This is a genomic window from Allobosea sp. TND4EK4 (genome assembly GCF_900156025.1).
In the GTDB taxonomy this organism is placed as follows: domain Bacteria; phylum Pseudomonadota; class Alphaproteobacteria; order Rhizobiales; family Beijerinckiaceae; genus Allobosea.
The window spans coordinates 11879-38553 of the sequence record NZ_FTMO01000025.1 but is presented as its reverse complement, the minus strand read 5'-3'; the positions used below and the strand labels follow the sequence as shown (position 1 = coordinate 38553).

The window sequence follows — 26675 nt, the reverse complement described above, 5'->3', positions numbered from 1 at the left end:
CGGCCCTCAGGCAGCCCGAAGCCGATCATCAGGCAGACATTGCACCGAACCCATCAGAGCGCCAGAAATCGGAGGGTTCTTGCGGGTGTCCAGCTCGTCGAGCAGGCCGAGCGGGTTGGTGCCGTTGCGCAGGATGTCGGGGTTGAAGGCGATCCCGACCGCCCAGCCGGCCTCCTCCGCCGCGGGAGCCTGGGCCGTGGCGGCCTGCGCCTCGGCGGCCTCGGCCGGCGCGGCGGCTTCGGCTGGGCCCGAACCCGAGCCCAGCCCGGAGACCAGCCGGTGCAGCTCGGCGACGATGGCCTCGCCGATGATCGCGTCGGTGGAGTCCGGGTCCTCGATCAGCGTGCGGATAAAGTCCTTGGCCGAGAGCGAGACGGTGACGATCTCGTGGTCGGCGACGATCCGGCCCTTGCGGATGAGGTCGAAGGCGGTCTCGAAATCATGGGTGAAGGCGGCGACGCGGTCGAAGCCGAACATCGCGCCCGAGCCCTTGATGGTGTGCAGCGCCCGGAACGCGGCATCGACCAGGTCGCCGTCGCCGGGGCGCTGCCCCAGATCGAGCAGCACGGTCTCCAGCGTCTCGAGCAGCTCGGCGGCTTCCTGGCGGAAGATCTCTGTGGGATCGAGGTCCATCATCAGCGCACCAGCTTGGCGACGACGGCGAGCAGTTGCTCGGGCTTGAACGGCTTGGTGATCCAGCCCGTCGCTCCGGCGGCCTTGGCCTCCTGCTTCACCGCCTCGTCCGACTCCGTGGTGAGGAACACGATCGGAACCCCGGTGAAGCTCGGCAGCGCCCGCATCCCGCGGATCATCTCCAGCCCGTTCATCACCGGCATGTTGAGGTCCGTGATCACGAGGTCGTAGCGCTGGCCCTTCGCCTTGCCCAACCCCTCCGACCCGTCCGCAGCCTCCGAAACCTGATGACCCGCAGGACCAAGAACCAGCTTGATCATCTGCCGGACACTCGGGGAATCATCCACCGTCAAGATATTCGCCATATCAATGCGCTCCGGAAGGAAGGGATGCCGTCTGCGGCGCGGCCACGCCGGCGCGGGAAAAGGCGGACAGGACGGCGGGGGAAGGGTCGACCAGCGCGAAGGGGACGGACAGCGCTTCGAAGCTGCGCTGCGCGCTGACGACGAGCTGGACGAGGGTGATGTCCGCGTTCTCGACGAGGGACCCGTCGAGCGCGAGGCCCGCACCCGCTGCGAAGGCTTCGCGGGCCGTGCCGGCCAGCGCCGCAATGGTCCTGACGGTGCAATCCTGCGGGAGCACCAGCGCCGCTGCTTCGGTTGGATGTGTTTTAGGCTCGCCCATCGGATCGATGCTCCAGGAATGGCTGGTGAATCGATCCTTGAAGTTCACGCTTGCGAGAGGGTTAACGACATCGGAAGGCGGATTAAGGGTTTGTTGGTGCTTATTCGTCGGTGGAGTCGAAGATGCGCGCCGGGAGTCGCCGACGAAATACCGAGTTACACTTGATTAACCATAACAACCAATATCGCTCCGGCACCGCGGAACCGGGATTTTCGGGCGCATCTCAGGCGCCATTCGTCGCGATTGACTTGAGTCAAATGGCGCCTGACGCAAAGTCATCGAGACCGGCGTGTCTGTGAAGGAAGTCGGCCAAAGGTCTTGCGGTATTGCCTCGCGAAGTGGCCGCGATTGACGAAGCCCCAGTCGGCCGCGATCTCCTCGATCGAGCGCGCCGAGGCGGGATCGAGCAACTCGCGGTGCACGCCCTGGAGCCGCACCGTCTTGATGTAGTCCTGCGGCGAGAGCTTGAGGCTGCGCTGGAAGTTCTGCTGCAGGGCCCGCAGGCTCGTGCCGGCCGCCGCCGCGACCTCGCCGACGCTGATGTCGCGGCGGGCATGGGCGGTGATGAACTCGATCGCCTTGCGTATTGCCCAGGGCGCCGCTTCGCTGCGCTGCCGCATGATCCTTCCGGCATGGTTGTGCGGGAGATTTTCCAGCAGCAGGGCGAGCATCGCCTCCTCCAGGGCTTCACCCGTATGGGGCGAGCGCCCGAGCGGCCCGTCCTCGCCAGCCCCCGCGACGGCGGCGGTGATCAGCGCTGCCAGCATCCGGCCGAGAGGCGTGGTGGTCGGAAACGGAGCCGCCAGTTCGAGGGGCTCGGCAGGGGGGCGGCCGCTCAGGCGCTCGAGCAGCCGGTTTGCGGCCCCTCTGGGAAAGAGAAGGGCACAGAAATGGGTCCCAGGCCTGATGGAGGCGCGCCAAGGAGAGGCGGTGCCGACGGCCACAGCCTGGCCGCGGCGACAGATGACGGTGTCGGAGACGGAGAATTCGATCCCCCCCGAGACGACGAGGCCGCAGAACAGCGTGTCGTCCTGCTCGCTCCAGCTGATTTCGAACGGCGCCGCGGCCCGCACGAACACGACTTTGGCGCCGTCCGTTCCGACGAGCGCAGCCTCGAAGCGAGGATTGTCGAGGCGCTGGGGCAGCTCGCAAAGGCAGTTCAGCCCAGCTTCGACGAACCGGCGGAATGGCCCGGCATCGTACGGCTCGAGGCTGAGATTCACCATCATGGCGTCGATGATGTTCATCGGCCTGCCATTCCGAGGTCCATGTCCGCCATCGATGCCCCCAGGAGACTCCGCGACGATGGTTCAAGTCGTGCAGGATCGAAGAGTTCCGTCAACCGAGACCATAGCCGGTCCACCCGGTCCTTCGGTCAGGGGCCGACGAGCTGCCCGCCATCGGCGACGATGGTCTGGGCGGTGACCCAGCTCGCCTTGTCGGAGGCCAGGAACAGCACCACCTCGGCGATTTCCTCCGGTCTGCCCATGCGTCCGAAGGGAATGCTGGCCAGCGTCGACTGGTAGAGTTCGGGATTGGAGGTCCTGCGGTCCTCCCAGCTTCCACCGAGGAACTCGATCGAGCCCGGCGCGACGCAGTTCACACGGATGCCCTGCCGCGCCAGCATCTTCCCCTGGCTCGCGGTGTAGTGGATCACCGCCGCCTTGATCGCGCCGTAGGGGGCCGAGCGGGCCGAGGCGCGCATGGCCGAGATCGAGGAGATGTTCACGATGGAGGAGCCCGGCTTCATATGGGGGATCGCGGCATGGCTGCCGCGCACCACCGCCATCATGTCGATGTCGAGCGAGGCGGCCCAGCCCTTCTCGTCGTCGCTCGAACCGAATCCCGAGGCGTTGTTGACCAGGACGTCGAGCCCGCCCAGCGCCGCGACGGCGGCCGGGACATAGGCCGCTATCTCGTCGGCCTTGGCGAGATCGACGCTTGCGGCATGGGCCTTGACCCCTTTTGCCTCGATCTCACGGCGCGTCGCCTCCAGCGGGCCTGCGCCGCGGGCACAGATCGAGACCGAGGCGCCTGCGGCGGCGAAGCCGAGCGCGATCGAGCGACCGATGCCGCGACTGCCGCCCATCACGATGACCCGCTTGCCCTCGAAATCCCTGCTCATCGAATCGTTTCCTGGCGCTGCGTTGCTGTTCCGCGAAGGTTAGCCGGGACCGTCGCGAAAGCCATGCCGATCCGCGCGCAGGCCGCAGGCGCCCGCAGCTCTTCACGCGGTGCCCGTTCCCGGCCTATCGTCCTGCTCCCGCCGACCGTCGAAAGCCACGATGCGCACGATCTTCATCCTGAACGGGCCGAACCTGAACCTGCTCGGCCAGCGCGAGCCGGCGATCTACGGCACGATCACGCTCGAAGAGATCAAGGGCTGGTGCGAGGCGGACGCGTCGGAACTCGGCCTCGCCGTCGATTTCCGCCAGTCGAATTTCGAGGGCGAGATCATCGAGGCGATCCATGCCGCGCGGCTTCAAGCCGCGGGGATCATCATCAACCCGGCCGCCTACACCTTCACCTCGATCGCGATCCTCGATGCGCTGAAGACGTTCGACAAGCCGAAGATCGAGCTGCACATTTCCAATGTCCACCAGCGCGAGGCGATCTATCACAACTCGCTGGTCTCGAAGACCGCGACCGCCGTCATGGCCGGCTTCGGCGCCTATGGCTACCGGCTGGCGCTGCGGGCGATGGCCGAGATGACGCGCTGAGAGCGATCACTCCGCCGGGGCGGTCAGCGCCGGCTCGGTCCGCGGACCTCGCTTCAGCTTGCTCATCCAGAGATAGATCAGCGGCGTGGTGTAGAGCGTCAGGATCTGGCTCAGGATCAGCCCGCCGACGATGGTGATGCCGAGCGGACGGCGCAGCTCCGCACCAGGGCCCGTCGCGATCATCAGCGGGATGGCGCCGAGCATCGCCGACAGCGTCGTCATCAGGATCGGCCGGAAGCGCTCCAGGCAGGCCTCGAAGATCGCCTCGCTTGGTGGGAGGCCGCGCTGGCGTTCGGCGCCGATGGCGAAGTCCACCATCATGATGCCGTTCTTCTTGACGATGCCGATCAGCAGGATGATGCCGATGAAGGCGATGATGGTGAGGTCGGCGCCCGCGACGCGCAGGGCGATCAGCGCGCCCAGCCCCGCCGAGGGCAGGGTCGAGATGATCGTCACCGGGTGGATCAGGCTCTCGTAGAGCACGCCCAGGATGATGTAGACGGCGAGGATCGCGATCAGGATCATCACCCCCTGTCCGCCCGCTCCTTGCGTGAACGCCTTGGCGTCCCCGGCGAACTCGGCCCTGAGCGAGGCCGGCATGTGCAGCCCCTCCACCGCCGCGACGACCGCGTTGCTCGCCTCCTGGATGCCGATGCCGGCCGCGAGATCGTAGGTGATGGTCACCGCCGGGAACTGGCCCTGGTGGTTGATCACGAGTGGCGCCGTGCCGCGCTCGACCTTCACCACGCTGCGCATCGGCACCTGCGCACCGTTGCGGCCGGGCACGTAAAGATCGAGGATGTCGCCCGGATCGCGGCTGCGCGAGGGCGCCACCTCCAGCACCACGCGGTACTGGTTGCGCGCGCCGTAGATGGTCGAGATCTGGCGCTGGCTGAAGGCGTCGGAAAGGACGTTGTCGATCGCCTGGATCGCGACGCCGAGCTGGGATGCCCTGTTGCGGTCGATCACGACATTGGCCTGCAGGCCGCCCTGCTCGCGGTCGGTGGAGACGTCGACCAGCTCCGGCAGGGTGCGCAGCTTCGCCAGGACCTTGGGCACCCATTCCTCCAGCTCGGGCAGGTTCGGGTCCCACAAGGTGAACTGGTACTGGGAGCGGCTCTGCCGGCCACCGGCGCGCACGTCCTGGATCGGGGTGAGGAAGATGCGCAGGCCGGGGATCGAGCCGAGCCGTCCACGCAGGCGCTGGACGACCTGCGCGGAGGAGACGCTGCGCTCCGCCAGCGGTTTCAGGCTCACGAAGAAGCGGCCCGTGTTCACCGAGCCGCCGCCACCGATGAAGGAGGCGACGCCGAGCACCGCGGGGTCGGAGGAGACGATCGCGGCGCCCTGCTGCTGAAGCTGCATCATTGCCGGGAAGGAGACGTCGGTCGAAGCCTGGGTGAAGCCGATGATCAGCCCGGTGTCGTCCTGCGGGAAATAGCCCTTCGGCGCGGCGCGGAACATCTGGACCGTCAGGGCCAGCGTCGCCAGCATCAGGATCAGCATCGCCCAGTTGTGGCGCAGCGCAATCCGCAGCGTCCGGGCGTAGAAGCCGCTCATCGCCGAGAGCACGCGCTCGACCGCGCGGTCCAGCCAGGTCTCGCGATGCGGCCCGCCCTTCAGGTAATGCGCGCAGATCATCGGCGTGACGGTGAGCGAGACCGCCGTCGAGACCAGGATCGCGAAGGTCAGCGTCAGGGTGAATTCGCGGAAGAACCGTCCCGCCACGCCCTCCATGAAGAACAGCGGAATGAAGGCCGCGATCAGCGACAGCGAGATCGAGACGACGGTGAAGCCGATCTGCCCGGCGCCGAGCAGGGCCGCGCGCAAGGGCGAGAGGCCGCGCGCGATGTTGCGCTCGATGTTCTCGATCATCACGATGGCGTCGTCGACGACGAAGCCGACCGAGATCGTCACCGCCATCAGCGAGAGATTGTCGAGGGTGAAGCCGGCGAGCCACATCGCCGCGAAGGTGCCGGCGATCGAGAGCGGCACGGTGACGCCGGCTGCCATGGTCAGCGTCGCGCGGCGCAGGAAGACGAAGACGACGAGCATCACGAGGACGATCGAGATCATCAGCGTGTGCTGGATGTCGGCGATCGAGGCGCGGATCGTCACGGTGCGATCCGACATGATCGAGAACTGGATGCCGGCCGGCGCCCATTTCTGGATTTCCGGCAGGAGCGCCTTTACCCGGTCGACCGTATCGATGACGTTGGCGTCGGCCTGCTTGGTCATGGTGATGAGGATCGCCGGCTTGCCGTTGTACCAGCCGGCGGCGCGGCTGTTGCGGACGCCGCGCTCGACGGTGGCGACATCGGCGAGGCGCACCACCGTGCCCTTGGCCGAGCGCACGACGATGTTGCCGTAGTCCTCCGCCTCGCGGATCTGGTTGTTGGCCGAGAGGGTCTCGCTCAGGCGCCCGCCGTCGAAGGAGCCGACGGCCGAGACCGTGTTGGCGTTGACGATGGCGGTGCGGATCGTGTCGAGGCTCAGGCCCATCGCGGCGAGCCTGGCCGGATCGAGACGCACGCGGATCGCCGGCTGCTCGGCGCCGTTCACCGTGACCTCGCCAATGCCTTCGACCTGCGAGATGCGCTGGGCGATGAGGGTGTCGGCGGCGTCGTACATCGCGCTCGGCGTCATCGTGTCCGAGGTTAGCGCCAGGATCAGGATCGGCGCGGCGTTGGGGTTCGCCTTGCGGAATTGCGGCAGCGTCGGCAGGTCGCCCGGCAGATCGGTCGCGGCGGCGTTCAGCGCCGCCTGGACGTCGCGGGCGGCGCTATCGGTGTTCCGCGTCAGGTCGAACTGCAGCACGATGGAGGTCGAGCCGAGCGAACTCGTCGAGGTGATCTCGGTGACGCCGGGAATCGAGCCGAGCCGGCGTTCGAGCGGAGCGGCGACGCTGCCGGCCATGGTCGCCGGGTCGGCGCCGGGGCGGCTGGCGAACACGCGGATGGTCGGGAAATCGACGCTCGGCAGGCTCGCCACCGGCAGGAACCAATAGGCGACCATGCCGACGAGGAAGAGGCCGATCGCCATCAGCGTCGTGCCGACCGGGCGCAGGATGAAGGCGTCCGAGAGGCCGCGGGCGGCCTTGCCGACCCGGTCCTCGTCGCCGCTGCCTGCCGCGCTCACTCGGCCGCCTCCGGCCCCGGATAGGGCACGACGCCGTCGCGGCCACCGCCCATGCGCCGGCGCAGGTTCTCGAGCGCGAGGTAGATCACGGGCGTGGTGTAGAGCGTCAGCAGCTGGCTGAGCAGCAGGCCGCCGATGATGGTGATGCCGAGCGGCTGGCGCAGTTCGCTGCCCGTGCCGGTCGCGAGCGCCAGCGGCAGCGCGCCGAGCAGCGCGGCCAGCGTCGTCATCATGATCGGCCGGAAGCGGAGCCGGCAGGCCTTGACGATCGCCGCTTCCGGCGAGAGCCCCTCGTTGCGTTCCGCGTCGAGGGCAAAGTCGATCATCATGATCGCGTTCTTCTTGACGATGCCCATCAGCAGGATGATGCCGATCAGCGCCACGATCGAGAGCTCCCGCCCGGTCACGATCAAGGCGAGGAGGGCGCCGACGCCAGCGGAGGGGAGCGTCGTCAGGATCGTGAAGGGGTGGATATAGCTCTCATAGAGGATGCCGAGCACCAGGTAGATCGTCACCACGGCCGCCAGGATCAGCCAGGGCTGGTTGGCGAGGGAGCGGTTGAACTCGGCCGCGTCGGCGCTGAAGGAACCGGAGATCGTGCTCGGCATGCCGATCTCGCGCTCGACGGCGGCCATCATCGTCACGGCATCGCCCAGCGCCTCTCCGGGGGCGAGGTCGAAGGAGACGGTCGCAGCCGGGAACTGTTCCTGATGGGCGATCGAGAGCGGCGCGGTTTCGCGGATCAGGCGGGTGAAGGAGGAAAGCGGCACCTGCACGCTGTTCTGCGTCACCGTGGTGTTGCCAGCGCTGTTGGTCTGCCCCTGCGTGTTGGTGTTGCCGGTGACGTACAGCTTGGCTAGCGAGGAAGGGTCACGCAGGTATTGCGGCGCAGCCTCCAGAATGACGCGGTACTGGTTCGATTGCTCGTAGATCGTCGCGATCTGGCGCTGGCCGAAGGCATCGTTCAGGGTGTCGTCGACGGCCTGGATCGAGACGCCGAGGCGACCCGCCTTGGCGCGGTCGATCTCGACATGGGCGCGAAGCCCGCCGCCCTGGGATTCATTGGCCACGTTGCGGACGAGCGCCTCGCGCCGCAACGCCGCGGTGAGCCTGCCGGCCCATTCCATCACGGCGTCCTGGTCGGCTCCGGTCAGGGTGTACTGGTACTGCGAGCGGCTGGCGCGGGTGGTGATCTGGATGTCCTGGACCGGCTGGACATAGGCGCTGACGCCGGGGATCGTCACCGCGAGCGCGCGCAGCCGCTCGGCGATGGTGACGGCATCGTCGCGCCGCTCGTCCTTGGGCCGCAGCGTCACGGTGAGGCGGGCGGTGTTCAACGTGGCGTTGGCCTGGCCGATGCCGAGGACCGAGACGACGCCGGTGACGTCGCTGTCGCGCTCGAATGCCTCCGCCACCTTGTCCTGCAGCCGCTTCATTTCGGTGAAGGAAACATCGGGCGAGGATTCGAGCACGACGTTGAGCAGGCCGGTGTCCTGGCTCGGCAGGAAGCCCTTGGGGATGCCGACATACATCCAGATCGTCAGCGCGAAGGTGACGACGCTGGCCAGAAGGACGAGCCCGCGCGCCTTCAGCGCCCAGCCCAGCGTGACTTCGTAAATCCGCGCCATCGCAGCGATCGGCCATTCGGCGGCGCGCATCAGCCAGTTCTCGCGCTCGCCCGAATGATGGCGCAGCAGCCGGGCGCACATCATCGGTGTCAGCGTCAGAGAGACGATCGCCGAGACGACGACGGCGATGGTCAGCGTCAGCGCGAATTCGCGGAACATGCGGCCGACGAGGCCGGTCATGAACAGCAACGGGATGAAGACCGCGATCAGCGAGACGGTGAGCGAGATCACGGTGAAGCCGATCTCGCGGGCGCCGTCGAAGGCTGCCTGCAGCGGCTTCTTGCCCTGCTCGATGTTGCGGACGATGTTCTCGATCATCACGATCGCATCGTCGACGACGAAGCCGGTGCCGATGGTCAGCGCCATCAGCGAGAGATTGTCGAGGCTGAAGCCCGCCAGCCACATCACCGCGAAGGTGGCGATCAGCGAGAGCGGCAGCGCCACGCCGGCGATGATGGTGGCGCGCACCGTGCGCAGGAAGAGCAGCACGACGAGCACGACCAGCCCGCAGGACAGGACGAGGGTGAACTGCACGTCGGCGATCGAGGCGCGGATCGTCTCAGTGCGGTCGCTCACCACCTGGATCTCGACGCCGGCCGGAATGCCGTTGCGCAGCTGCGGGATCTCCTGCTTCACCCGCTCGACGGTGGTGACGATGTTGGCGCCGGGCTGGCGCATCACGTCGAGCACCACGGCGGTCTTGCCCTTGTACCAGGCGCCGACGCGGCTGTTCTCCAGATCCGCCAGCACCACCGCGACATCGCGCAGGAAGACGGGGGCCCCGCTGCGATAGGCGACGACGATGTCGCGATACGCGTCGGCGCTGCCGATCTGGTCGTTGGCGGAGATGGTGTAGGCCTGATGGTTGCCGTCGAGCGCGCCCTTGGCGCCGGCGACGTTCGCGTTGACGATGGCGGTGCGCAAATCCTCCATGCCGAGCCCATAGGCGGCCAGGCGCGCAAGATCGGCCTGGATGCGGATGGCGGGCCGGACGCCGCCTTCGATCGAGACATGGCCGACGCCTGACACCTCGGACAGACGCGGCGAGAGCAGCGTGTCGGCGAGGTCGCTGAGCTGGCGCAGCCCGACGGTGTCCGACGTCAGCGCGAGCACCATGATCGGCGCGTCGGCCGGGTTGATCTTCGCATAGGTCGGCGGATAGGGCAGCGTCCGCGGCAAGGTGGAACCGGCGGCGTTGATCGCCGACTGCACGTCCTGCGCGGCGGCATCGATGTCGCGGTCGAGTTCGAATTGCAGGGTGACCTGGCTGAGCCCGAAGGAGCTCTGCGAATACATCGTCGAGAGCGACGGGATCTGCCCGAATTGCCGCTCCAGCGGCGCCGTCACCAGCGAGGCGATGGTCTCGGGATTGGCACCGGGAAGCTGCGTCGTGATCTGGATCGTCGGGAAATCGACCTGCGGCAAGGCCGAAACCGGCAGCCGCCAATAGCCCAGGATGCCGCAGAGCAGCACCGCGATCCCGAGCAGCGAGGTCGCGACCGGCCGGCTGATGAAGGGCGCGGACACGCTCATCGCGGCTGCCTTGTCATGGCTGTGCTTGCGGCCTTTGTGCTTCGGAACCCGCGGCGGGGGAAGCGTCTTGATTGCCGCGCCGCCCGCCCGCTCCGCTGCCCTGGCCATCCCGCTGCGGCCGGTTCTGGCCGGGGGCTGCATTTTGGCCGGCCGGCGCATCGGGCGCCGGGGCCGCAGAGCCCGCACCGCCGGCATCGCCCGTAGCGGGATCGCGCGGACGGCGCCCGCCCTGTCCCGGCTCGCGCGTGCCGCGGCGGCCGGGCGCGGCGGCCGGAGGCTGGGCGGCCTCCTCCGGCGTCGTCACCTTGACCCGGGCCTTGTCGGTCAGGCGGGCAAATCCGGTCGTCACCAGCTTCTCCGGCGGCTTCACGCCGGAGGTGATCACCGCCGTCATCTCGTCCTGCTGGCCGACCGTGACGGTGACCTGCCGCACCGTCTCGTCGTCGTTGACGACGAAGACATAGGCGCCGTTCGGGCCACGCTGGATCGCGGCGGTCGGCGCCACGACCGCCTGCTTCAGCACGTCGACGAAAACGCGCACATTGACGAACTGCCCGGGCCAAAGCTGCAGCCGCTCGTTCGGGAAGCGGGCCTTGACCTTGATCGTCCCCGTGGTCTGGTCGACGACGTTGTCGATCACCTCGACGACGCCCCTGTCGATGATGGTGGTGCCGTCGGAATCGAGCGCATCGACCTCGACCGGGCCGCGCGCCACCGATGCGCTCACGGCCCGCAACTGCTGTTGCGGCAGGTTGAAGACCAGCGCGATGGGCCTCAGCTGGGTGATGACCACGAGCCCGTTGGAGTCCGAGGCACGGACGATGTTGCCCTGGTCGACCTGCCGGATGCCAAGGCGCCCGTCCATCGGCGCGCTGATCGTGGTGTAGTCGAGGATCGCCTTGGCGTTGTCGATCGAGGCCTGGTCGGAGCGGACCTGCGCCTCGAGCTGCGCCACCGTGGCCCGCTGGGTGTCGGCCTGCTGGCGCGAGCCGTAGTCGGTCTGGGCGAGCCTGGCGTAGCGCTCCAGGTCGGCGCGGGCATTGGCGAGCTGCGCCTCGTCCTGCGCCTTCTTGGCGACGGTCTGGTCGTATTGGGCCTGATAGGTCGCGGGATCGATCCGGGCGAGGATGTCGCCCTTCTTCACGTCCTGCCCGTCCTTGAAGGCGATCTCCAGCAGGCGCCCGTCGACCTGGCTGCGGACCACGACCGAATTCAGGGCCTGGATGGTGCCGACCGCATCGGCGGTGACGGGGACGTCGGCGAAGCGGGCCGGCGTCGCGATCACGGGGGTCGGCCCTTCGCCGCCGAAGCGGGCACGGCGCCCGCCGCGGCCCTGGCCCTGCTGCGCGCCGGAGACGCCCTCGCCGCCACCGGGCCACCAGCCGCCATTGTAGCTGTGCCAGCCCCAGGCGGCGGCACCGGCGACGATGAGAAGGATGAGGAGCCGCTTCATCGGGCCGCTTCCGTATCGAGGATCGCCGCCTGCCGGCTCGCCTCGTTCCAGCCGCCGCCCAGCGCCTTGAACAGCTCGACATAGGCGGTGAGCTTCTGCAACCGGACCTGCGAGAGCTGGTCCTGCGCCTGGAACAGCGTCTGCTGGGTGTTGAGCAGGGTGACGATGTCGATCGTGCCCTCCCGCAGGCGCTGCTCGGTGATGGCGTAGGCGCGCCGCGCCGAGGCGACGACCTCCGCCTGCAGCCGTTCATGGCGGCTGTTCTCCTGGATCGCAATCAGCGCGTTCTCGACATCGGCGAAGGCGCTGACGATCGTCTTGCGATAGGTCGCGATCAACTCGTCGGCCGTGCCGCGCTCCAGCTCGACCTGGGCGCGCAGGCGTCCGCCGTCGAGGATCGGCTGGACGAGGCCGGAGGCGGCCTGCGCAAAGGCGGCGTCGGGGCGCAGCAGGTTCTTCAGCACGGCGCTTTCGAGCCCGCCCTGGCCGGTCAGCGTGATGCTGGGGAAGAGCGCGGCCCGGGCAGCGTAGAGCGTCGCCTCCTGCGCGGTCAGCCGCGTCTCGGCCTCGGCGATGTCGGGCCGGCGCTGGAGAAGCTGCGAGGGCAGGCCGGGGCGCACGGCCGGCACCGCGACGGCATTCAGGCTGCCGCCCTTGATCGAGACGGCCGCCGGGGCCTCGCCGACGAGGACGGCGAGCGTCACCTTCGCCTGCCGCAAGGCGAGCTGGAGCGGAGGGATGCTCGCGCGCTGCTGGGCCAGCACGCTCTCCTGCTGGGCGACGTCGAGCTGCGTCGCCGTGCCGACATCGAGGCGGGCGCGGATCACCTTCAGCACCCGCTCCGCCGCCGCGATGTTGTCGTTGGCGATGCGCAGGCGGTCCTGGGACGCCAGCACCTGGAAATAGCTGGTGACGACATTGGAGACCGCCGTCAGCGCAACGACCTCCTTGTCGAAGCGCGTCGCTTCCGCGGCCAGCCGTCCGGCATCGGCCGCGGCGCGGTTCTTGCCCCAGAAATCAAGCTCGTAACTCGCCGACAGGCCGAGGCTGAAGCTGTTGCCGACGCTGTCGCCGAAGGGGCCGCGCTTGGAGCTCAACGTTCCCGGCCGCAGGCTGCGGGAGGCATCGCCGCTGCCGCTCAGCGTCGGATAGAGCGATGCCGATGAGATGCGCGACTGGGCGTCGGCCTGCCGGATGCGGGTGAGCGCGATCGCGATGTCGAAATTCTGCCCGCTGGTCCGTTGGACGAGGCGGTTCAGCTCCGCCGAGCGGAACAGGCGCGGCCAGTCCGGCGAGACGGAGGCTGCGGAGCGCTTGTCGCCTGCAGCGAAACCGGGGGTGACGGCAACGCCGAGATCGGGGCGCTGGTCCGCCGGCAGGCAGGCGCTCAGGCCGAGCGCGACCGCCACGGCCGAGAAAAGGCGAAGGAAAGAGGTGCGCGCTCCGGGTCGGGCAGGATCACGCAGCTCGCCCGGCACCATTCCGCCCGTCTCCACCCTCGGTCCCTGGAAACGCGGAATGCGCGGCCGAGCCCGCTTCTAGAATGGACGGCAGGGGAGAGAAAGTGAATTTGTCTTAATGTTTGTCGGATCGGGTGAAGGCCCTGCGCGCATGGAACGAGCCGGATCTGCGGCGATGCTCCCCAGTTGCGGAAGCGGCGCTGGCGCACGATTTTCGGCAGGCCTCGCCGCGTCGGGGCGAGAGGAGCAGGCCGTGACGAGCATCGACAAACTGGAACGGGTCATGCCGATCGGCGCGCTGGCCGAGCGGACCGGCGTGAAGGTCGAGACGATCCGCTATTACGAGCAGATCGGGCTGCTGCCGCCGCCGGAGCGTTCGGAAGGCAACCAGCGCCGCTATGGCCGGCGTCATGCCGAACGGCTCGCCTTCATCAAGCATGCGCGCGATCTCGGCTTTGCGGTCGAGGCGGTCCGCACCCTGCTGAAGCTCTCCGACACGCCTGGCATGGCCTGTGACGAGGCGCATGCGATCTCGGTCGCGCATCTCGGCGAGGTCCGCGACAAGATCGCCCGGCTGCGTTCGCTGGAGGCGGAGCTGGAGCGCATCGCGACCACCTGCTCCGGCGGCGTCGCGGCCTGCGACTGCGCGATCATCGAGGCGCTGGCCGATCATCGCCAGTGCAGCCACGCGCATCATTGAGGCCAAAAGGCAGCCAGCGGACTCGTTTCCATGACGGGAAGGCTTAGATAGAAAGCAGGCGAGGCGGCCTCGGCCGCCGCGTTAGGCCTGCGCGGGAGGGCGGATGATGCCGGGATTGCTGCCAGCGACGGGCTGCTTGTTCCGCCAGGAGAACAAATCCCGATTCCCTGCGAGTCAGCGATTCGGCCTTGCTTCGTTCAGGGCCCGTTCTTGAATCCAGGCCCAGCCTGATGTCCATTCCAGGCCTGCCCGGTTCAGGCGCTTCGGCGCCGGCCGGACGGGCGACATGATCGGCCTTCGTCTTGCAGCTCTTCCGCTCCCTGCCTCCCTCCGCCCGCGCCAACGGCGTCACCGCGGTGCTCGGCCCGACAAATACCGGCAAGACCCACCTCGCCATCGAGCGCATGGTCGCCCATCCCACCGGCATGATCGGCCTGCCGCTGAGGCTTTTGGCGCGCGAGGTCTACCAGCGCGTGGTCGAGAAGGTCGGGCCGGAGGCGGTCGCCCTCGTCACCGGCGAGGAGAAGATCAAGCCGGAACGGCCGCGCTTCTGGGTCTGCACGGTCGAGGCGATGCCGCGCGACCTCGCGGTCGATTTCGTCGCGATCGACGAAATCCAGCTCGCCGCCGACCTCGACCGGGGACACGTCTTCACCGACCGTCTCCTGAACCGGCGCGGCCGGGCCGAGACGATGCTGATCGGCGCCGGCACGATGCGCCCGCTGGTCGAGCAGCTCATCCCTGGCGTCAACGTCGTCAGCCGCCCCAGGCTGTCGAACCTGATGTTTGCCGGCGATCGCAAGATCACGCGGTTGCCGCCGCGCTCGGCCATCGTCGCCTTCTCGGTCGAGGAGGTCTACGCCATCGCCGAGCTGATCCGCCGGCAGAAGGGCGGGGCGGCTGTGGTGCTGGGCGCGCTCTCGCCGCGAACCCGCAACGCCCAGGTCGAGATCTACCAGTCCGGCGACGTCGATTATCTCGTCGCCACCGACGCGATCGGGATGGGGCTCAATCTCGATGTCGACCACATCGCCTTCGCCGCAGACAAGAAGTTCGACGGGCATCACTACCGCAGGCTCCACCCGGCGGAGTTCGGCCAGATTGCGGGGCGCGCGGGCCGGCATCTGCGCGACGGTACCTTCGGCACCAGCGGGCGCTGCCCGCCCTTCGACGCCGAGCTGGTCGAGGCGATCGAGACGCATCGCTTCGAGCCCATCCGCCAGATGCAATGGCGCAACTCCGATCTCGATCTGCGCTCTATCCCCGGCCTGCTCGACACGCTGAACCTCCAGCCGACCGAGCAGGGGCTGACGCGGGCTCTGATCGCAGAGGACATGGCGACGCTGGAAATCCTCGCCAAGGACCCGGATGTCGCAGCCCTCGCCAGGGGGCGCCCGGCGGTCGAGCGGCTCTGGGAGATTTGCGCGCTGCCGGACTATCGCAAGATCTCGCCGATGCAGCATGCCGATCTGGCGACCACGCTCTATCTGCGGCTGATGCGGCATGGACGGCTCGATCCCGACTGGTATGCGGCCCAACTCGCCTCGCTGGACCGGACCGACGGCGAGATCGACACGCTCTCTGCGCGCATCGCGCAGGTCCGCACCTGGACCTTCGTCGCGAACCGACCTGACTGGTTGCCTGATCCCGAGCATTGGCAGGGGATGGCGCGTCTTGTAGAGGACAAGCTGTCGGACGCTCTGCACGAGCGGATCGCCAGCCGATTTGTCGATCGGCGCACCAGTGTCCTGATGCGCCGCTTGCGGGAGAATGCGATGTTGGAGGCTGAGGTCACTGCGACGGGCGACGTGCTCGTCGAGGGCCAGCATGTGGGGATGCTGCAGGGCTTCCGCTTCACGGCGGACCCGAAAGCGGGGGGGCCGGAGGTCAAGGCCCTCAACCTCGCGGCGATGAAGGCGCTGGGTTCCGAGATCGAATCGCGGGCCGCGCGCGTCGTGCTGGCGGGCGACGATGCCTTCATCCTCGCCCATGACGGGCTGCTGCGCTGGACGGGCGAGCCGGTGGCGCGCCTCGTCGCCGGCGAGAAGGTGCTGGAGCCGCGCCTGCGCCTGCTGGTCGAGGAGCATCTGACCGGCCCAGCGCGCGAGCAGGTCGAGACCCGGCTGAATGCTTGGCTGAAGAACCACATCACGCGCCTGCTCGGCTCGCTGCAACTGCTCGAGGCTGCCGAAAGCGTCACGGGCATCGCGCGCGGCATCGCCTACCAGGCGGCCGAGGCGCTCGGCGTGCTGGAGCGGGCCAAGGTCGGCGAGGAGATGAAGGCGCTCGACCAGGAGGGGCGCGCCGCGCTTCGCCAGCTCGGCATCCGCTTCGGTGCCTTCCACATCTATATGCCGGCGCTGCTGAAGCCTGCGCCGCGCGCGCTCGCCGCCCAGCTGTGGGCGCTGAAACATGGCGGGCCGGAGACGGCCGGCCTCGACGACATCGCCCATCTGGCGGCGTCCGGCCGGACCTCGTTCCCGGTCGACAAGGCCGTGCCGAAGGGGCTTTACCGCGCGGCGGGCTATCGCGTCTGCGGCGAGCGGGCGGTGCGCGTCGATATCCTCGAGCGCCTGGCCGATCTCATCCGCCCCGCCATCGCCTACCGTCCCGGCGTCACGCAGGGCGTGCCGCCGGCCGGCGCCGCCGACCAGGACAGCTTCGTCGCGACCGGTGCGATGACCTCGCTCGTCGGCTGCGCCGGCGAGGATTTCGCCTCGATCCTGCGGTCGCTTGGCTATGTCTCGACCAAGCGGCCGGGCCCGGCGATCACGGTGCCGCTGGCGCCGCCCCCGGCCGCGACCGAGCCGGCCAAGCCGGTGATGGCGGAAGCGGCTGGCGAGGAGGTCAGTCCCGCCGATGCGATTTCCGCCGATGCGACAGCGGCCGATGGTGCGACGCAGGCCGCTTCCGAACCGGCTGATGCTCTGAACGCCGGGACGGTCGCTGCCGATGCGGCTCCTGCCGTCGAAGCGCCTGCCGCGGAGAGCGCCGACGCGCCGATCCTGACCGATGCCGAGCTCGCCGAAACCATCACTCCGGTCCCGGCCGATGCGCTCTCGGCGCTGCCGACAGAAGCGGTGGCCGAGCCGGAAGCAGGCACCGTCATGACGGAGCCCGCCGCCGAGCCCGCGCCTGCGACGGAAGCGGCACCGGCCGAGCCTGAACTGATCGAAGTCTGGCGTCCGCATCGCCATCAGGGCGGGCGCCGCCCCGAGCATGGCCAGCGCGGCCGGGCCGACGGCCCGCGTCAGGAAGGCCCGCGCCGCGAGGGCGAGCGCAGGGGCGGCGACCGGCCCCAGCGCGAAGGACGCCCGGGCGGCCCGCGCCGCGACGGGCGGCCGGACAATCGTCCGGCGGCCGCGTCGGGGGATGGCGCGCCGGCGCAACGGCAGAGCCAGCCCCGCCGCGACGATCAGCCGCGCCCGAATCGCCCCGAAGGGAACCGCGGACCGCGTCCCGACTTCAAGCGGGACGGCCGGCCCGGCGGGCCGCGTCGCGAGGAGCGGGGAGGCGAGCGCTTCCAGCAGCCGCAGCAGCGCCCGCGGCCGCAGCGCGAGCCCGATCCGGACTCGCCCTTCGCCAAGCTCGCCGCCCTCAAGGCGCAGCTCGAGGGTCCCAAGAGCTGATCGCCTGGAGGAGGTGCGGAGCGGTTGCAGGAGCATCGTCAACGCCTCGACAAATGGCTCTGGTTCGTGCGCTTTGCGCGGACCCGCCCGGCCGCCGTGCGCCTCGTGGCGGAAGGGCATGTCCGCATCGAGGGGCGGCGCGCCGAGAATCCGGCGCAGGGCCTCAAGCGCGGCGACGTGCTGACGCTGGCCCTGCCGCATGCCACGGTGGTGGTGCGCATCCTGGATTTCGCCGAGCGCCGCGGGCCCTATGAGGCGGCGCGGCTTCTCTATGAGCGCCTGGATGCCGGGGGCGACGATGCGCCGCTTGCGGGCGAGGCGGGCGACGACTAAATCCGCGCCTGCGGTCCGTCCGGCGCCGGCGCGAGGCGCGGGGGGAAGGAATGTCTCCGATTCCGCTGCGGACGCGGCCGAATTGCCCGTCTGGCAGGGAATGCGGCCTTGAATCACCCGCCAGTCGGCGGTTTATGAGCATGTTCGGAAGCGTTGGAAGGGCCGGCCCATGACCTATGTGGTCACCGAGAACTGCATCAAGTGCAAGTACATGGATTGCGTCGAGGTCTGCCCGGTCGACTGCTTCTATGAAGGCGAGAACATGCTCGTCATCCATCCCGACGAGTGCATCGATTGCGGCGTTTGCGAGCCGGAATGCCCGGCCGAGGCGATCAAGCCCGATACCGAGCCGGGTCTGGAGAGCTGGCTCCAGCTCAATACCAAGTTCGCCTCGAGCTGGCCGAACATCACGCAGAAGAAGGACGCGCCGGCCGACGCGAAGGCGTTCGACGGCGTCGCCGGCAAGCTCGCCATGCTCTCGCCGGAACCCGGCACGGGCGACTGATCCGGGCCGGGCCGAGGCCGGGCGATGCGGCCGTTCCGCGTTAACCACCGCGCTGCCAAGCGTGCCGCAGCGGATGCGCGGCCGCGTTGACCTTTGATTCGGCGTGTTTTTTGTGTTATACACAAGCCCAGTCGAATTCGTTCCGCATGCCCCTGCGAGGTTCCTACAAAAGGGGCGTCCCACGAGACAATGATGTCCATGCGCCCGGCAGACAGATGCCGGGCTCTGCATCGTTCGCCGTCGTCGGGAGATGAGACGATCGACTGAAGGGAGCGTGAAGCGCGGCGTCCTATCGCGTTGCTTCAGGCGGAGAGTCTCCGGCCATCCGGGCGGGGACGGATCATCAGGGCCGCCGTCGAGGCGGTCCGGTCAGGAGTCGTAACGGCATGTCCACTGTGAAGAAAGCTGCTGTGCGCCAGGGTTTCAAGACGGGCGAGTACGTCGTCTATCCGTCCCACGGCGTCGGCCAGATCACGGCCATCGAGGAGCAGGAAGTCGCGGGCTTCAAACTCGAGCTGTTCGTGGTCTCTTTCTCCAAGGACAAGATGACGCTCCGCGTCCCGACAGCCAAGGCCGCCAGCGTCGGCCTGCGCAAGCTCGCCGATGCCGAGGCCGTCACCAAGGCGCTGACCACGCTGACCGGCCGCGCCCGCGTCAAGCGCACCATGTGGTCGCGCCGCGCCCAGGAATATGAAGCGAAGATTAATTCGGGCGATCTCGTCGCGATCGCCGAGGTCGTCCGCGATCTCTACCGCTCCGAGGCGCAGCCCGAGCAGTCCTATTCCGAGCGCCAGCTCTATGAAGCCGCGCTTGACCGCATGACCCGCGAGATCGCGGTGGTGGACGACGTCACCGAGACCGAGGCCCTCAAGAAGATCGAGGGCCAGCTCGCCAAGTCGCCGCGCCGCGCCGCGAAGGGCGAAGCCGCTGAGGCCGAGCTTGAGGGCGACAACGACGATATCGCGGAAGAGGCGGCCTGAGCCGTTTTCCGAACGCATGGTCTTAGAACCCGGCGGGCGACCGCCGGGTTTTTTGTTGGTCGGGTTGCGGCGTCATGCCCGGGCCCGACCCGAGCGTCTCTTAGCCCCGAGGCTCTGGCGCTTTTCCCCGAGGAGATTCTCCGGTCTCCCTTTGGTCGCCCGAGAATAACGCTGGATAACTCGGAACGGGCCGGCTCTACTCGCCGACGATCTTGTAGCGCTGGCCGGCGGTCAGGGCGCCGGCATCGCGGTCGAGGCCGTTCAGCAGCCTGAAGAGCTCCGCCGGGCGATCCTGCTCAGGCATGCGCTCCGCTATGCTCGCCACGCTGTCGCCAGCCGCGGCCGCGACGATGCGGATCTGCAACGGCTTGGCGGCCTGCGCTTCCGCCGAAGACAGGCTGCGGAAGCTCTCGATGATCGCGCGCATCGGGCGCTCGGGATCATTCGTGCCGCGGGCCGCGAGAATGAAGCGGTAAACGCGCTCGCCGACCTGCACCGCCGCGAGGCGGAACATCCAGTCGGTGCCGCGGCCATAGGCTGTCACGGCTGGCTGCCCGCCGATCTGCGTCGTCTCGATGCCTTTGGTCTCGACGCCCTCGATCCAGCCGGCGGCGACATAGGATTGCAGCGTCTGGTCCGGCTTCAGCGTCACGGAATCGAAGCGCAGCGCCTGGGCGCCATTGGCACTGGTGCCGATCACCATGTCCTGCGCCGCCTCGAGACCGAAACCCTCGGGCGCGGCGAAGGCGATGCGCAGCGCGCTGTTGAGGTAGCGCCGACCGCGGACCACGCCATCGCGCGGATCATCGCCATAGGCCAGCCCGTCGATCGCGGTGAGCCAGCGGCCCGCCTCGTGCTCGCCGAGGCCCGGCGCGCCGATCTGACGGGCGGCGGCGACGACGGCGGCGATGCGCTCGGGCGTCTGCGGATGGGTGGCGAGGATGTCGAGCCGCTTGGCCTCGGCGCTCTGTTCCTGGCCGCTGTTGCGGAAGGCGGAGCTGCGGCCGAGCGTCGCCAGGAAGCGGCTCGCGCCATAGGGGTCGTAGCCGGCCCGCGCCAGGCTGGCGACGCTGATCTTGTCGGCCTCGAATTCCTGCTGCCGCGAGAAGCGCGCCAGAGAGAGCTTCGAGCCGGCCTGCACCGCCGCGCCCTGGCCCGGGTCCTTGAGGATCTGCGAGGCGACCTGGCCGACGAGCGCCGACTCGGCCTCCTTCTCGGCCCTTTGCGCCGCGTGTTGCGCGGTGACGTGGCCGATCTCGTGGGCCATCACCGAGGCGATCTCCGAGGTATCGTTGGCGAGCGCCAACAGGCCCCGCGTGACATAGAGCCGCCCGGTCGGCAGCGCGAAGGCGTTCACCACGGGCGAGTTGAGGATAGTGACCTCGAAGGCCGCCATCTGGCCGTCGCCGGCCTTGGCGAGACGCTGGACGATATCGTCGAGCACCGCCTTGATTCGAGGTGCCCGGTACTCCCCGCCGAAGGCCGCGAGAAGCCGTTGATGCTCCGAATCCGCCGCTCGCTGAACCGGCGTGATGCGCGGTGCGATCTCGCCGTCGCCAGCATTCGGCGGCAGCAGGGCGCTCTGGTCGCCGAGGCAGCCGACGAGCAACAGGGCGGGGACGGCCAGAATCGCCAGCCGCCTGCCGCGTCGCGTCACCGATGCTCGCCGGGAGGTCAGCATGCCGTCAGTCGATCAGCTCCAGCGCGCCGCGCAAGGTGGCTTCCAGAAGCAGGCCGTCGCGGCCGCCCAGGACGCCATGCGCTCGCAGCCGTTTACCGCCGAGGCCGGCGGCGGTCCAGCCCGCGGCCTGCAATTCGCGCCAGAGCTTCCGGGAGACCACGACAGCCGCCGCTTCCCCGGGCTTGCGCGAGAAGTTGAGATAGGTGCGCTGCGCACGCTCGCCAACCGAGGCGATCCGCCCCTCGATGATCAGATAGCGCCCCTCCTGCGCCTTCACGGCCGCAAGGTCGTGGCCGTCGACCGCATCACTGCTCGCAACGCCGGCTCGCGAGGCCGCGCCTCCGACCGCGCTGGCAGGGGCGACCTCCGGCCCGATGGAACACGGGGCTTGCGAGGCTTCCGGGAGGGGCCTCGCGGCCCCGGCCCGGCGCAGCAGAAGCGCCATGTCCCGGCCGGCAGTCTCGTCTTCGCCGGGAAGGCCGATGCGTGCGGGCCAGCGCCCCCAGCGATCCTTCCCGCCGGTGACGGTGAGCACGACCTCGCGGCCGACCAGGGGTTGGACCGCGGCGCGAAAGCGCGCCTCCTCGGCATCGTCCTGTCGCGGCGCCAGCCCGACGAGGCGGATGGTGCGGCCGTCCGCAAGCTGGAGGTCCCCGGCCGGATCGACACCGCTCAGGCGCGCCGGCTCGCTCGGTCCGGCCGTCTCCGGGCAACCGGCCGCCAGCCCCGGCGCGGAAGCGAGCGGGAACGCGATGGCCATAACAAGAAGAGGCTTCACCGGCATCGTGTTTATGCTAAACGAAGTCGCGTGCGTCCCGGTAGCTCAGCAGGATAGAGCAACGGTTTCCTAAACCGTAGGTCAGGGGTTCGAATCCCTTCCGGGACGCCATGGCGCTCTTGGCTGACGGAGCGGCTGCCTTAGCGCCCGGTGGCTGCGAAGGGCGCGAAATGGCGCGCCACCTGCCGGTAGACGCCCTGCTTGAACGGGATGATGAGCTCTGGCGTCTCGTCCAGCCGGGCCCAGCGCCAGGCGTCGAACTCGGCCTTGTGCCCGTCCGGCGGGGTCAGGATGTCGATCTCGTCGTCCGGCCCGGTGAAGCGGAAGGCGAACCAGCGCTGGGCCTGCCCGCGCCAGCGGCCCTTCCAGGCCTCCTTGCCGATATCGACGGGCAGATCATAGGTCAGCCAGCCGGGCGCCTCGGCCAGGAGCTCGACCGAGGTGACGCTGGTTTCCTCGCGCAGCTCCCGCAACGCCGCCTGCAGCGGCGCCTCGCCCGCGTCGATGCCGCCCTGGGGCATCTGCCAGGCATGGCCCGGCGCGACATGCTCGCGCTTGGTCTTGTCGGCGCGGCGGCCGACGAAGACCAGCCCCTCGGTATTGAACAAGGCGAGTCCGACGCAGGGACGGTAACCCTCGGGGGCAGGCTCGGTCATCGTAGCGATCCGGTCGTCTTGGGGTTACGAAAGCTGTTCGCCGCGCTGAGAGGGACGAGCTGGATGCGCTTGGCTTCGAGCGTCTGCGCCCACCGCGACAGGCGGTCGAGCGAGACGGGCAGGGCCGTGGCGGCGCCGACGGCGATGCCGCGCTCCTGCGCCATCGCCTCCAGCCCTGCGAGTTCCTTGTCGATGGCGGCGGCCTGCGCGACCGTATCCAGGGTGCGATCGACCTTCACGGCCGGAATCTGCGCCCGTGTCGCGGCGGGGGCGAGCAGGCTCCGGGCGGAGGACCCATCATCGACGACCATCAGGCCGCGCCCGGCCAGTTCGCGAAGGATCGGCGACAGCGCCCCCTCGTCGGCAGTGAGGCGGCCCCCGAGGAAATTGATCACGCCGACATAGCCGGTGAAGCGCCCGAGCGCCCAGGCCAGCCGGTCGGGATTGTCGGGGGCATTGGGGCCGGTGAGCAGCGTGTGCGGACCCGGGTCGTTGTCGGGGTAGTCGAAAGGCTCCATCGGCAGCTGCAGGAAGACCTCGTGCCCCTCGCCGCGGGCGCGCTGCACCGTGCGTTCCAGCTCGGCGCCATAGGGCGCGAAGGCGAGCGAGATCTGCGGCGGCAGCTTGGCAATGGCGTCGGCGGTGCCGGTCTGGCTGATGCCCAGTCCGCCAACGACGAGCGCGATGCGGCCGAGCGGCTTGGTGCTCGGTTCCGGCCCGAGCGGGCGGGCATAGGCCTTTGCGGGGGTCGTTCCGTCCGGAGCGGTCTTGGGCAGCAGCCCGTAGCGCGAGCGCTCGACGAGGCGCCTGTCCGGGGAGGGCACGAGCTTGATCGTCCCGGCCTCGTCCGGAACCGTGATGACGATCGAGCCGGGGGCCGAAGAGGCATCAGGCCGGTAGACCGTCACGCCGGCGCTTGTTTCGAGATCGCCGGCGCTGGCGGCTCCGCGGCTGGTTCCTTCCGCGGCGGCGATGGGCGTGCCGGCCTGCGGGCCGACCGGAGCGGCGCGCTTCTCGATGCTGGCGACGGCGATGGGCTCGCCGCCATCCGGATCGCGGCGGATCGCGGCGACCAGCGCGATGCCGATGAGGGCGGTGCCGACCAGAGCCGCCGCGCCGGTCGCAGCCCATCGGCCCCACGGCCGCGAGGACGCAGCAGCGCGGCCCGGCCGGTTCCGGCCGAGAGGCTTATCCAGCTCCGTAAGCGGCTTTCCGGCCAAAGATCAGCCGTCCCTCGAGATGGTGGCGCGGACCCGAATCAGCGGCCCGCGCGCTAGTCTTGTCGTCTCCCGCGGCTGCCGTCGAGCCTTGGGACGGCGAACAGCGGATCGCGTCCGGCGCTGCAGCCCCGATCACGGGCGCCGCAGAGCGTTTGCGATGACCGCGACCGGCCTGCCGGAGAACGGCCGAAGCGGCTCAGTTGGGCTGCTTCGGCGCTTCGGGCGCGGCCGGAGCCGGGGTCTCCGGCGCCGGGCTGACAGGAGCCGGGGTCGCGGGGGCTTCGGCCTTCGGAGAGGAAACGGTGTCGGCCGCCTGCTTCTCGGCCGACTTCGCGATCGCATCCTTCTTCACGCCGTGGAGAAGGTCGACGGCGGCGATGAGCTGCGAGTCCTTCTTGGGGTCGCTGGGGACATAGGAGCTGGAGCCCGACTGCTCCTCGCCCTCGCCGGCCTTGAGATGGCCCTTCAGGGAGGCCTCGCCCTTGTTCTCGGCGATCTTGTCCTTGAGCTCCTGCGGGATGTCCTGCTGGACCTCGATATCCGGGGAGATGCCCTTCGCCTGGATCGAATTGCCGGACGGGGTGTAGTAGCGCGCGGTCGTCAGGCGCAGCCCGCCATTCGAGCCGAGCGGGATCACGGTCTGGACCGAACCCTTGCCGAAGGAGCGGGTGCCGATCAGCGTCGCGCGCTTGTGATCCTGCAGGGCGCCGGCGACGATCTCGGCGGCCGAGGCCGACGAGCCGTTGATCAGCACCACGACCGGCTTGCCCTTGGTGAGGTCGCCCGACTTGGCGTTGAAGACCTGCGTCTCCTCGGCGTTGCGTCCCCGCGTCGAGACGATGCGGCCGCGATCGAGGAAGGCGTCCGAGACCAGCACCGACTGGTCGAGGCGCCCGCCGCGGTTGTTGCGCAGGTCGATGATGTAGCCCTTGAGCTTGTCGGCGCCGATCTCGTTGGTCAGCTTGTCGATCGCCTTGCGCAGCCCGTCATAGGTCTGCTCGGAGAAGGTGCCGATGCGGATATAGGCGATGTCGCCCTCGACACGCTCCTCGACCGCCGGCACGACGATGGTCGAGCGGGTCAGGGTGAAGTCGAGCGGCTCCGGCTTGCCGGCGCGGTCGATCTTGAGCGTGACCTGCGTGTTGATCAGACCGCGCATCTTGTCGACCGCCTGGGTGAGGGAGAGCCCCTTCACGTCCTGGCCGTCGATCTGCTTGATGATGTCATTCGCCAGGATCCCGGCCTTGGAGGCGGGCGTATCCTTGATGGGCTTGGCGACCTTGAGGACGCCGTCCTCCATCGTCACCTCGATGCCGAGGCCGCCGAACTGGCCGCGCATGTCTGTGTCCATCTCGCGGAAGGACTTGGCGTCGAGATAGGAGGAGTGCGGGTCGAGCGAGGAGACCATGCCGTTGATGGCGGACTCGATGAGCTTCTGCTCGTCGGGCTTGTCGACATAGTCCGTGCGGATCTTCTCGAAGATGTCGCCGAAGAGATTGAGGCTGCGGTATACATCCGCCGAGGCCGCGACCGCACTGGTCGAGCTGAGGAGGTGTGTCTGCGTCGCCAGTCCGGTCAGGCCCGCACCCATGATGGCGCCGGCGAGAACGAGGGAAACCTTGCGCATCATCCGCGAACCTTTTCGCCTTGCGATTTCGTCCACCACGGGCCCGGATCGACCGAGGCGCCGTCTTTCCGGAACTCGATATACAGAACCGGCTGCCCGGTTCCCACTCCTACCGTCGTCGCCGCAGCTTCCGACGTTTCGCCCATCACCGCAACCGGTTCTCCCGCCAGAACGAACTGGTTGAGGGCGACGTCGATGCGCTGCATGCCTGCCAGCAGGACGTAGTAGCCTCCGCCCGCATTCAGGATCAAGAGTTGCCCGAAGGAGCGGAACGGTCCCGCATACACGACCCAACCATCGGAAGGCGCCGAAACTAGGGCGCCTGCGCGGGTTTCCACGGAAATGCCCCGGGTCGTGCCGCCGGCACCGTCCGGGTCGCCGAAGCCACGCAATCGTGAACCGGCGACGGGCAGCGAGAGCAGGCCCTTGGCGTCGGCGAAGGCGATCTTGGGAGCGAGCCGTGCCGGGTCCTTGAAGGCGAGCGCCGTCATGCGCTCGCGCTGCTCGCGGGTTTCCTGCTCGATCGCCTGGCGGGCGGAATCGGCCGCCCTGTTGGCGACCGAGATCTCCTTCTCGATCTTCTCGACGAAATCGCGCATCGAGCGGGCCTGGCCGGCGAGCTGGTCGCCCAGCGCCTTCTGCGCCTCGACATCCTTCGCCGCAGCCGCCTCGCGCTCGCGGCGGGCCTCGATCAGCGAGGCGAGGCGCTGGCGCTCGCCGGCGAGCTGCTCCATCTCCTTGCTGATATTGGCCTTCTCCTCGGTGATCCCGTTGCGCAGCCGCACCAGCTCGCCGAGGTCGGTGGCGAGGATCTCGACCTCCTGCCGCAGATCGGGGACGACGGCGCCGAGCAGCATCGAGGCCCTGACGGCTTCCAGAATATCCTCAGGGCGCACGAGCACGGCCGGCGGCGGCCGGCGGCCGATTCGCTGCAGGGCGGCGAGGACTTCTCCGATCAGGCTGCGGCGGCCTTCGAGCGAACGGCGGATGGCCGCCTCGCTCGACTGGAGCAGCGCGAGGCGCTTCTCGACCTCGCCCAGCTTGGCCTCGCCGGCCTGGGTCCGGGTGGTGGTGTCGAGCAGTGCCTTGTTCAGAGCCGCGCGATCGGCCCGGATCGACGCGACCTCCTTCTCCAGCTTCTCGCGCGCCTCGGTGTTGCCGGCCAGCCGCCTCTCGATCGCCTTGAGCTCGGATTCGCGCGCCTGCTTCTCGACAAGCTTCTGCATCGCCTCGCGCTGGAGCGCATCGGGGTCGGGCGGCGGGGATTGGGCGAGGGCGAGCGGCATGCCGAGCCCTGCCGTCAGGGCGCACGCCATC

At 68.9% G+C, this 26675-nt stretch carries 20 protein-coding genes, 1 tRNA gene and 1 pseudogene; 7 read left to right on the top strand and 15 right to left on the bottom strand.

Annotation, left to right across the window (positions count from 1 at the left end; genetic code table 11):
• Positions 1–90 precede the first annotated feature (90 nt).
• The 5 genes and pseudogenes from BW981_RS20435 to BW981_RS20415 form a co-directional block, all read right to left on the bottom strand.
• Positions 91–636, bottom strand: a pseudogene (locus BW981_RS20435) (Hpt domain-containing protein); the annotation flags it as partial.
• Entirely contained in the window at positions 636–998 is a 363-nt protein-coding gene (locus BW981_RS20430) for a response regulator (protein WP_076442560.1), read from the bottom strand. The pseudogene BW981_RS20435 and the gene BW981_RS20430, both read right to left, overlap by 1 nt.
• A gap of 1 nt (position 999) precedes the next feature.
• Positions 1000–1317: an STAS domain-containing protein gene (locus BW981_RS20425; protein WP_076442573.1), complete on the bottom strand. Its 318-nt coding sequence runs from the start codon at positions 1315–1317 to the stop codon at positions 1000–1002.
• A gap of 275 nt (positions 1318–1592) precedes the next feature.
• Positions 1593–2564, bottom strand: a complete 972-nt coding sequence (locus BW981_RS20420) for an AraC family transcriptional regulator (protein WP_076442558.1) — start codon at positions 2562–2564, stop codon at positions 1593–1595.
• Positions 2565–2692: 128 nt separating this feature from the next.
• Complete coding sequence (locus tag BW981_RS20415; protein ID WP_076442557.1) at positions 2693–3442, bottom strand: SDR family NAD(P)-dependent oxidoreductase; 750 nt, start codon at positions 3440–3442, stop codon at positions 2693–2695.
• Positions 3443–3602: 160 nt separating this feature from the next.
• Here BW981_RS20415 and aroQ point away from each other — a divergent pair, with 160 nt between their 5' ends.
• Positions 3603–4037 (top strand): type II 3-dehydroquinate dehydratase, encoded by a 435-nt coding sequence (gene aroQ / locus BW981_RS20410; RefSeq protein WP_076442555.1) that lies wholly within the window; start codon positions 3603–3605, stop codon positions 4035–4037.
• Positions 4038–4043: 6 nt separating this feature from the next.
• On the opposite strand, the gene BW981_RS20405 is transcribed toward aroQ, so the two are convergent.
• Genes BW981_RS20405 through BW981_RS20390 form a run of 4 tightly spaced genes read right to left on the bottom strand, consistent with a single transcriptional unit; the run spans position 4044 to position 13285 of the window.
• Entirely contained in the window at positions 4044–7175 is a 3132-nt protein-coding gene (locus BW981_RS20405) for an efflux RND transporter permease subunit (protein ID WP_280174211.1), read from the bottom strand.
• Positions 7172–10336 carry an efflux RND transporter permease subunit gene (locus BW981_RS20400; RefSeq protein ID WP_076442569.1) on the bottom strand — a complete coding sequence of 1055 codons (3165 nt, stop codon included), beginning with the start codon at positions 10334–10336 and terminating at the stop codon, positions 7172–7174. Before BW981_RS20400 ends, BW981_RS20405 begins: the two co-directional genes overlap by 4 nt.
• Positions 10337–10349: 13 nt before the next feature.
• Positions 10350–11789: an efflux RND transporter periplasmic adaptor subunit gene (locus BW981_RS20395; protein ID WP_076442553.1), complete on the bottom strand. Its 1440-nt coding sequence runs from the start codon at positions 11787–11789 to the stop codon at positions 10350–10352.
• Entirely contained in the window at positions 11786–13285 is a 1500-nt protein-coding gene (locus BW981_RS20390; protein ID WP_244560404.1) for an efflux transporter outer membrane subunit, read from the bottom strand. Before BW981_RS20390 ends, BW981_RS20395 begins: the two co-directional genes overlap by 4 nt.
• A 247-nt stretch (positions 13286–13532) precedes the next feature.
• On the opposite strand from BW981_RS20390, the gene BW981_RS20385 reads away from it, so the two are divergent.
• The 5 genes from BW981_RS20385 to BW981_RS20365 all read left to right on the top strand — a co-directional run bounded on the left by BW981_RS20385 (position 13533) and on the right by BW981_RS20365 (position 19396).
• Entirely contained in the window at positions 13533–13949 is a 417-nt protein-coding gene (locus BW981_RS20385) for a MerR family transcriptional regulator (RefSeq protein WP_076442567.1), read from the top strand.
• A gap of 302 nt (positions 13950–14251) precedes the next feature.
• Complete coding sequence (locus BW981_RS20380; RefSeq protein WP_076442550.1) at positions 14252–17578, top strand: helicase-related protein; 3327 nt, start codon at positions 14252–14254, stop codon at positions 17576–17578.
• A 24-nt stretch (positions 17579–17602) separates the two neighbouring features.
• Positions 17603–17911, top strand: a complete 309-nt coding sequence (locus tag BW981_RS20375; protein WP_076442549.1) for an RNA-binding S4 domain-containing protein — start codon at positions 17603–17605, stop codon at positions 17909–17911.
• Positions 17912–18080: 169 nt separating this feature from the next.
• Entirely contained in the window at positions 18081–18416 is a 336-nt protein-coding gene (gene fdxA / locus BW981_RS20370) for a ferredoxin FdxA (RefSeq protein WP_076442547.1), read from the top strand.
• Between the two features lie 386 nt (positions 18417–18802).
• A complete protein-coding gene (locus BW981_RS20365; protein WP_076442546.1) occupies positions 18803–19396 on the top strand; it encodes a CarD family transcriptional regulator in 594 nt (197 codons plus the stop codon).
• Positions 19397–19592: 196 nt separating this feature from the next.
• On the opposite strand, the gene BW981_RS20360 is transcribed toward BW981_RS20365, so the two are convergent.
• On the bottom strand, positions 19593–21077 hold the full coding sequence (locus BW981_RS20360) for a M48 family metalloprotease (RefSeq protein ID WP_076442544.1): 1485 nt from the start codon (positions 21075–21077) through the stop codon (positions 19593–19595).
• 4 nt (positions 21078–21081) lie between these two features.
• A complete protein-coding gene (locus BW981_RS20355) occupies positions 21082–21837 on the bottom strand; it encodes a hypothetical protein (RefSeq protein WP_076442543.1) in 756 nt (251 codons plus the stop codon).
• 52 nt (positions 21838–21889) lie between these two features.
• Here BW981_RS20355 and BW981_RS20350 point away from each other — a divergent pair.
• A tRNA-Arg gene (locus BW981_RS20350) sits at positions 21890–21966 on the top strand.
• Positions 21967–21995: 29 nt separating this feature from the next.
• Here BW981_RS20350 and BW981_RS20345 read toward each other — a convergent pair.
• The 4 genes from BW981_RS20345 to BW981_RS20330 all read right to left on the bottom strand — a co-directional run bounded on the left by BW981_RS20345 (position 21996) and on the right by BW981_RS20330 (position 26674).
• A complete protein-coding gene (locus BW981_RS20345; RefSeq protein ID WP_076442542.1) occupies positions 21996–22511 on the bottom strand; it encodes an RNA pyrophosphohydrolase in 516 nt (171 codons plus the stop codon).
• Positions 22508–23731, bottom strand: coding sequence for a divergent polysaccharide deacetylase family protein (locus BW981_RS20340; protein ID WP_076442540.1), 1224 nt, complete (start codon positions 23729–23731; stop codon positions 22508–22510). Before BW981_RS20340 ends, BW981_RS20345 begins: the two co-directional genes overlap by 4 nt.
• A gap of 196 nt (positions 23732–23927) precedes the next feature.
• Positions 23928–25358, bottom strand: a complete 1431-nt coding sequence (locus BW981_RS20335; protein WP_083712534.1) for a S41 family peptidase — start codon at positions 25356–25358, stop codon at positions 23928–23930.
• The gene (locus BW981_RS20330) at positions 25358–26674 is read right to left on the bottom strand and encodes a murein hydrolase activator EnvC family protein (protein ID WP_244560403.1); all 1317 of its coding nucleotides are present in this window, start codon (positions 26672–26674) and stop codon (positions 25358–25360) included. The genes BW981_RS20335 and BW981_RS20330 overlap by 1 nt, the downstream gene beginning before the upstream one ends.
• Position 26675 lies beyond the last annotated feature (1 nt).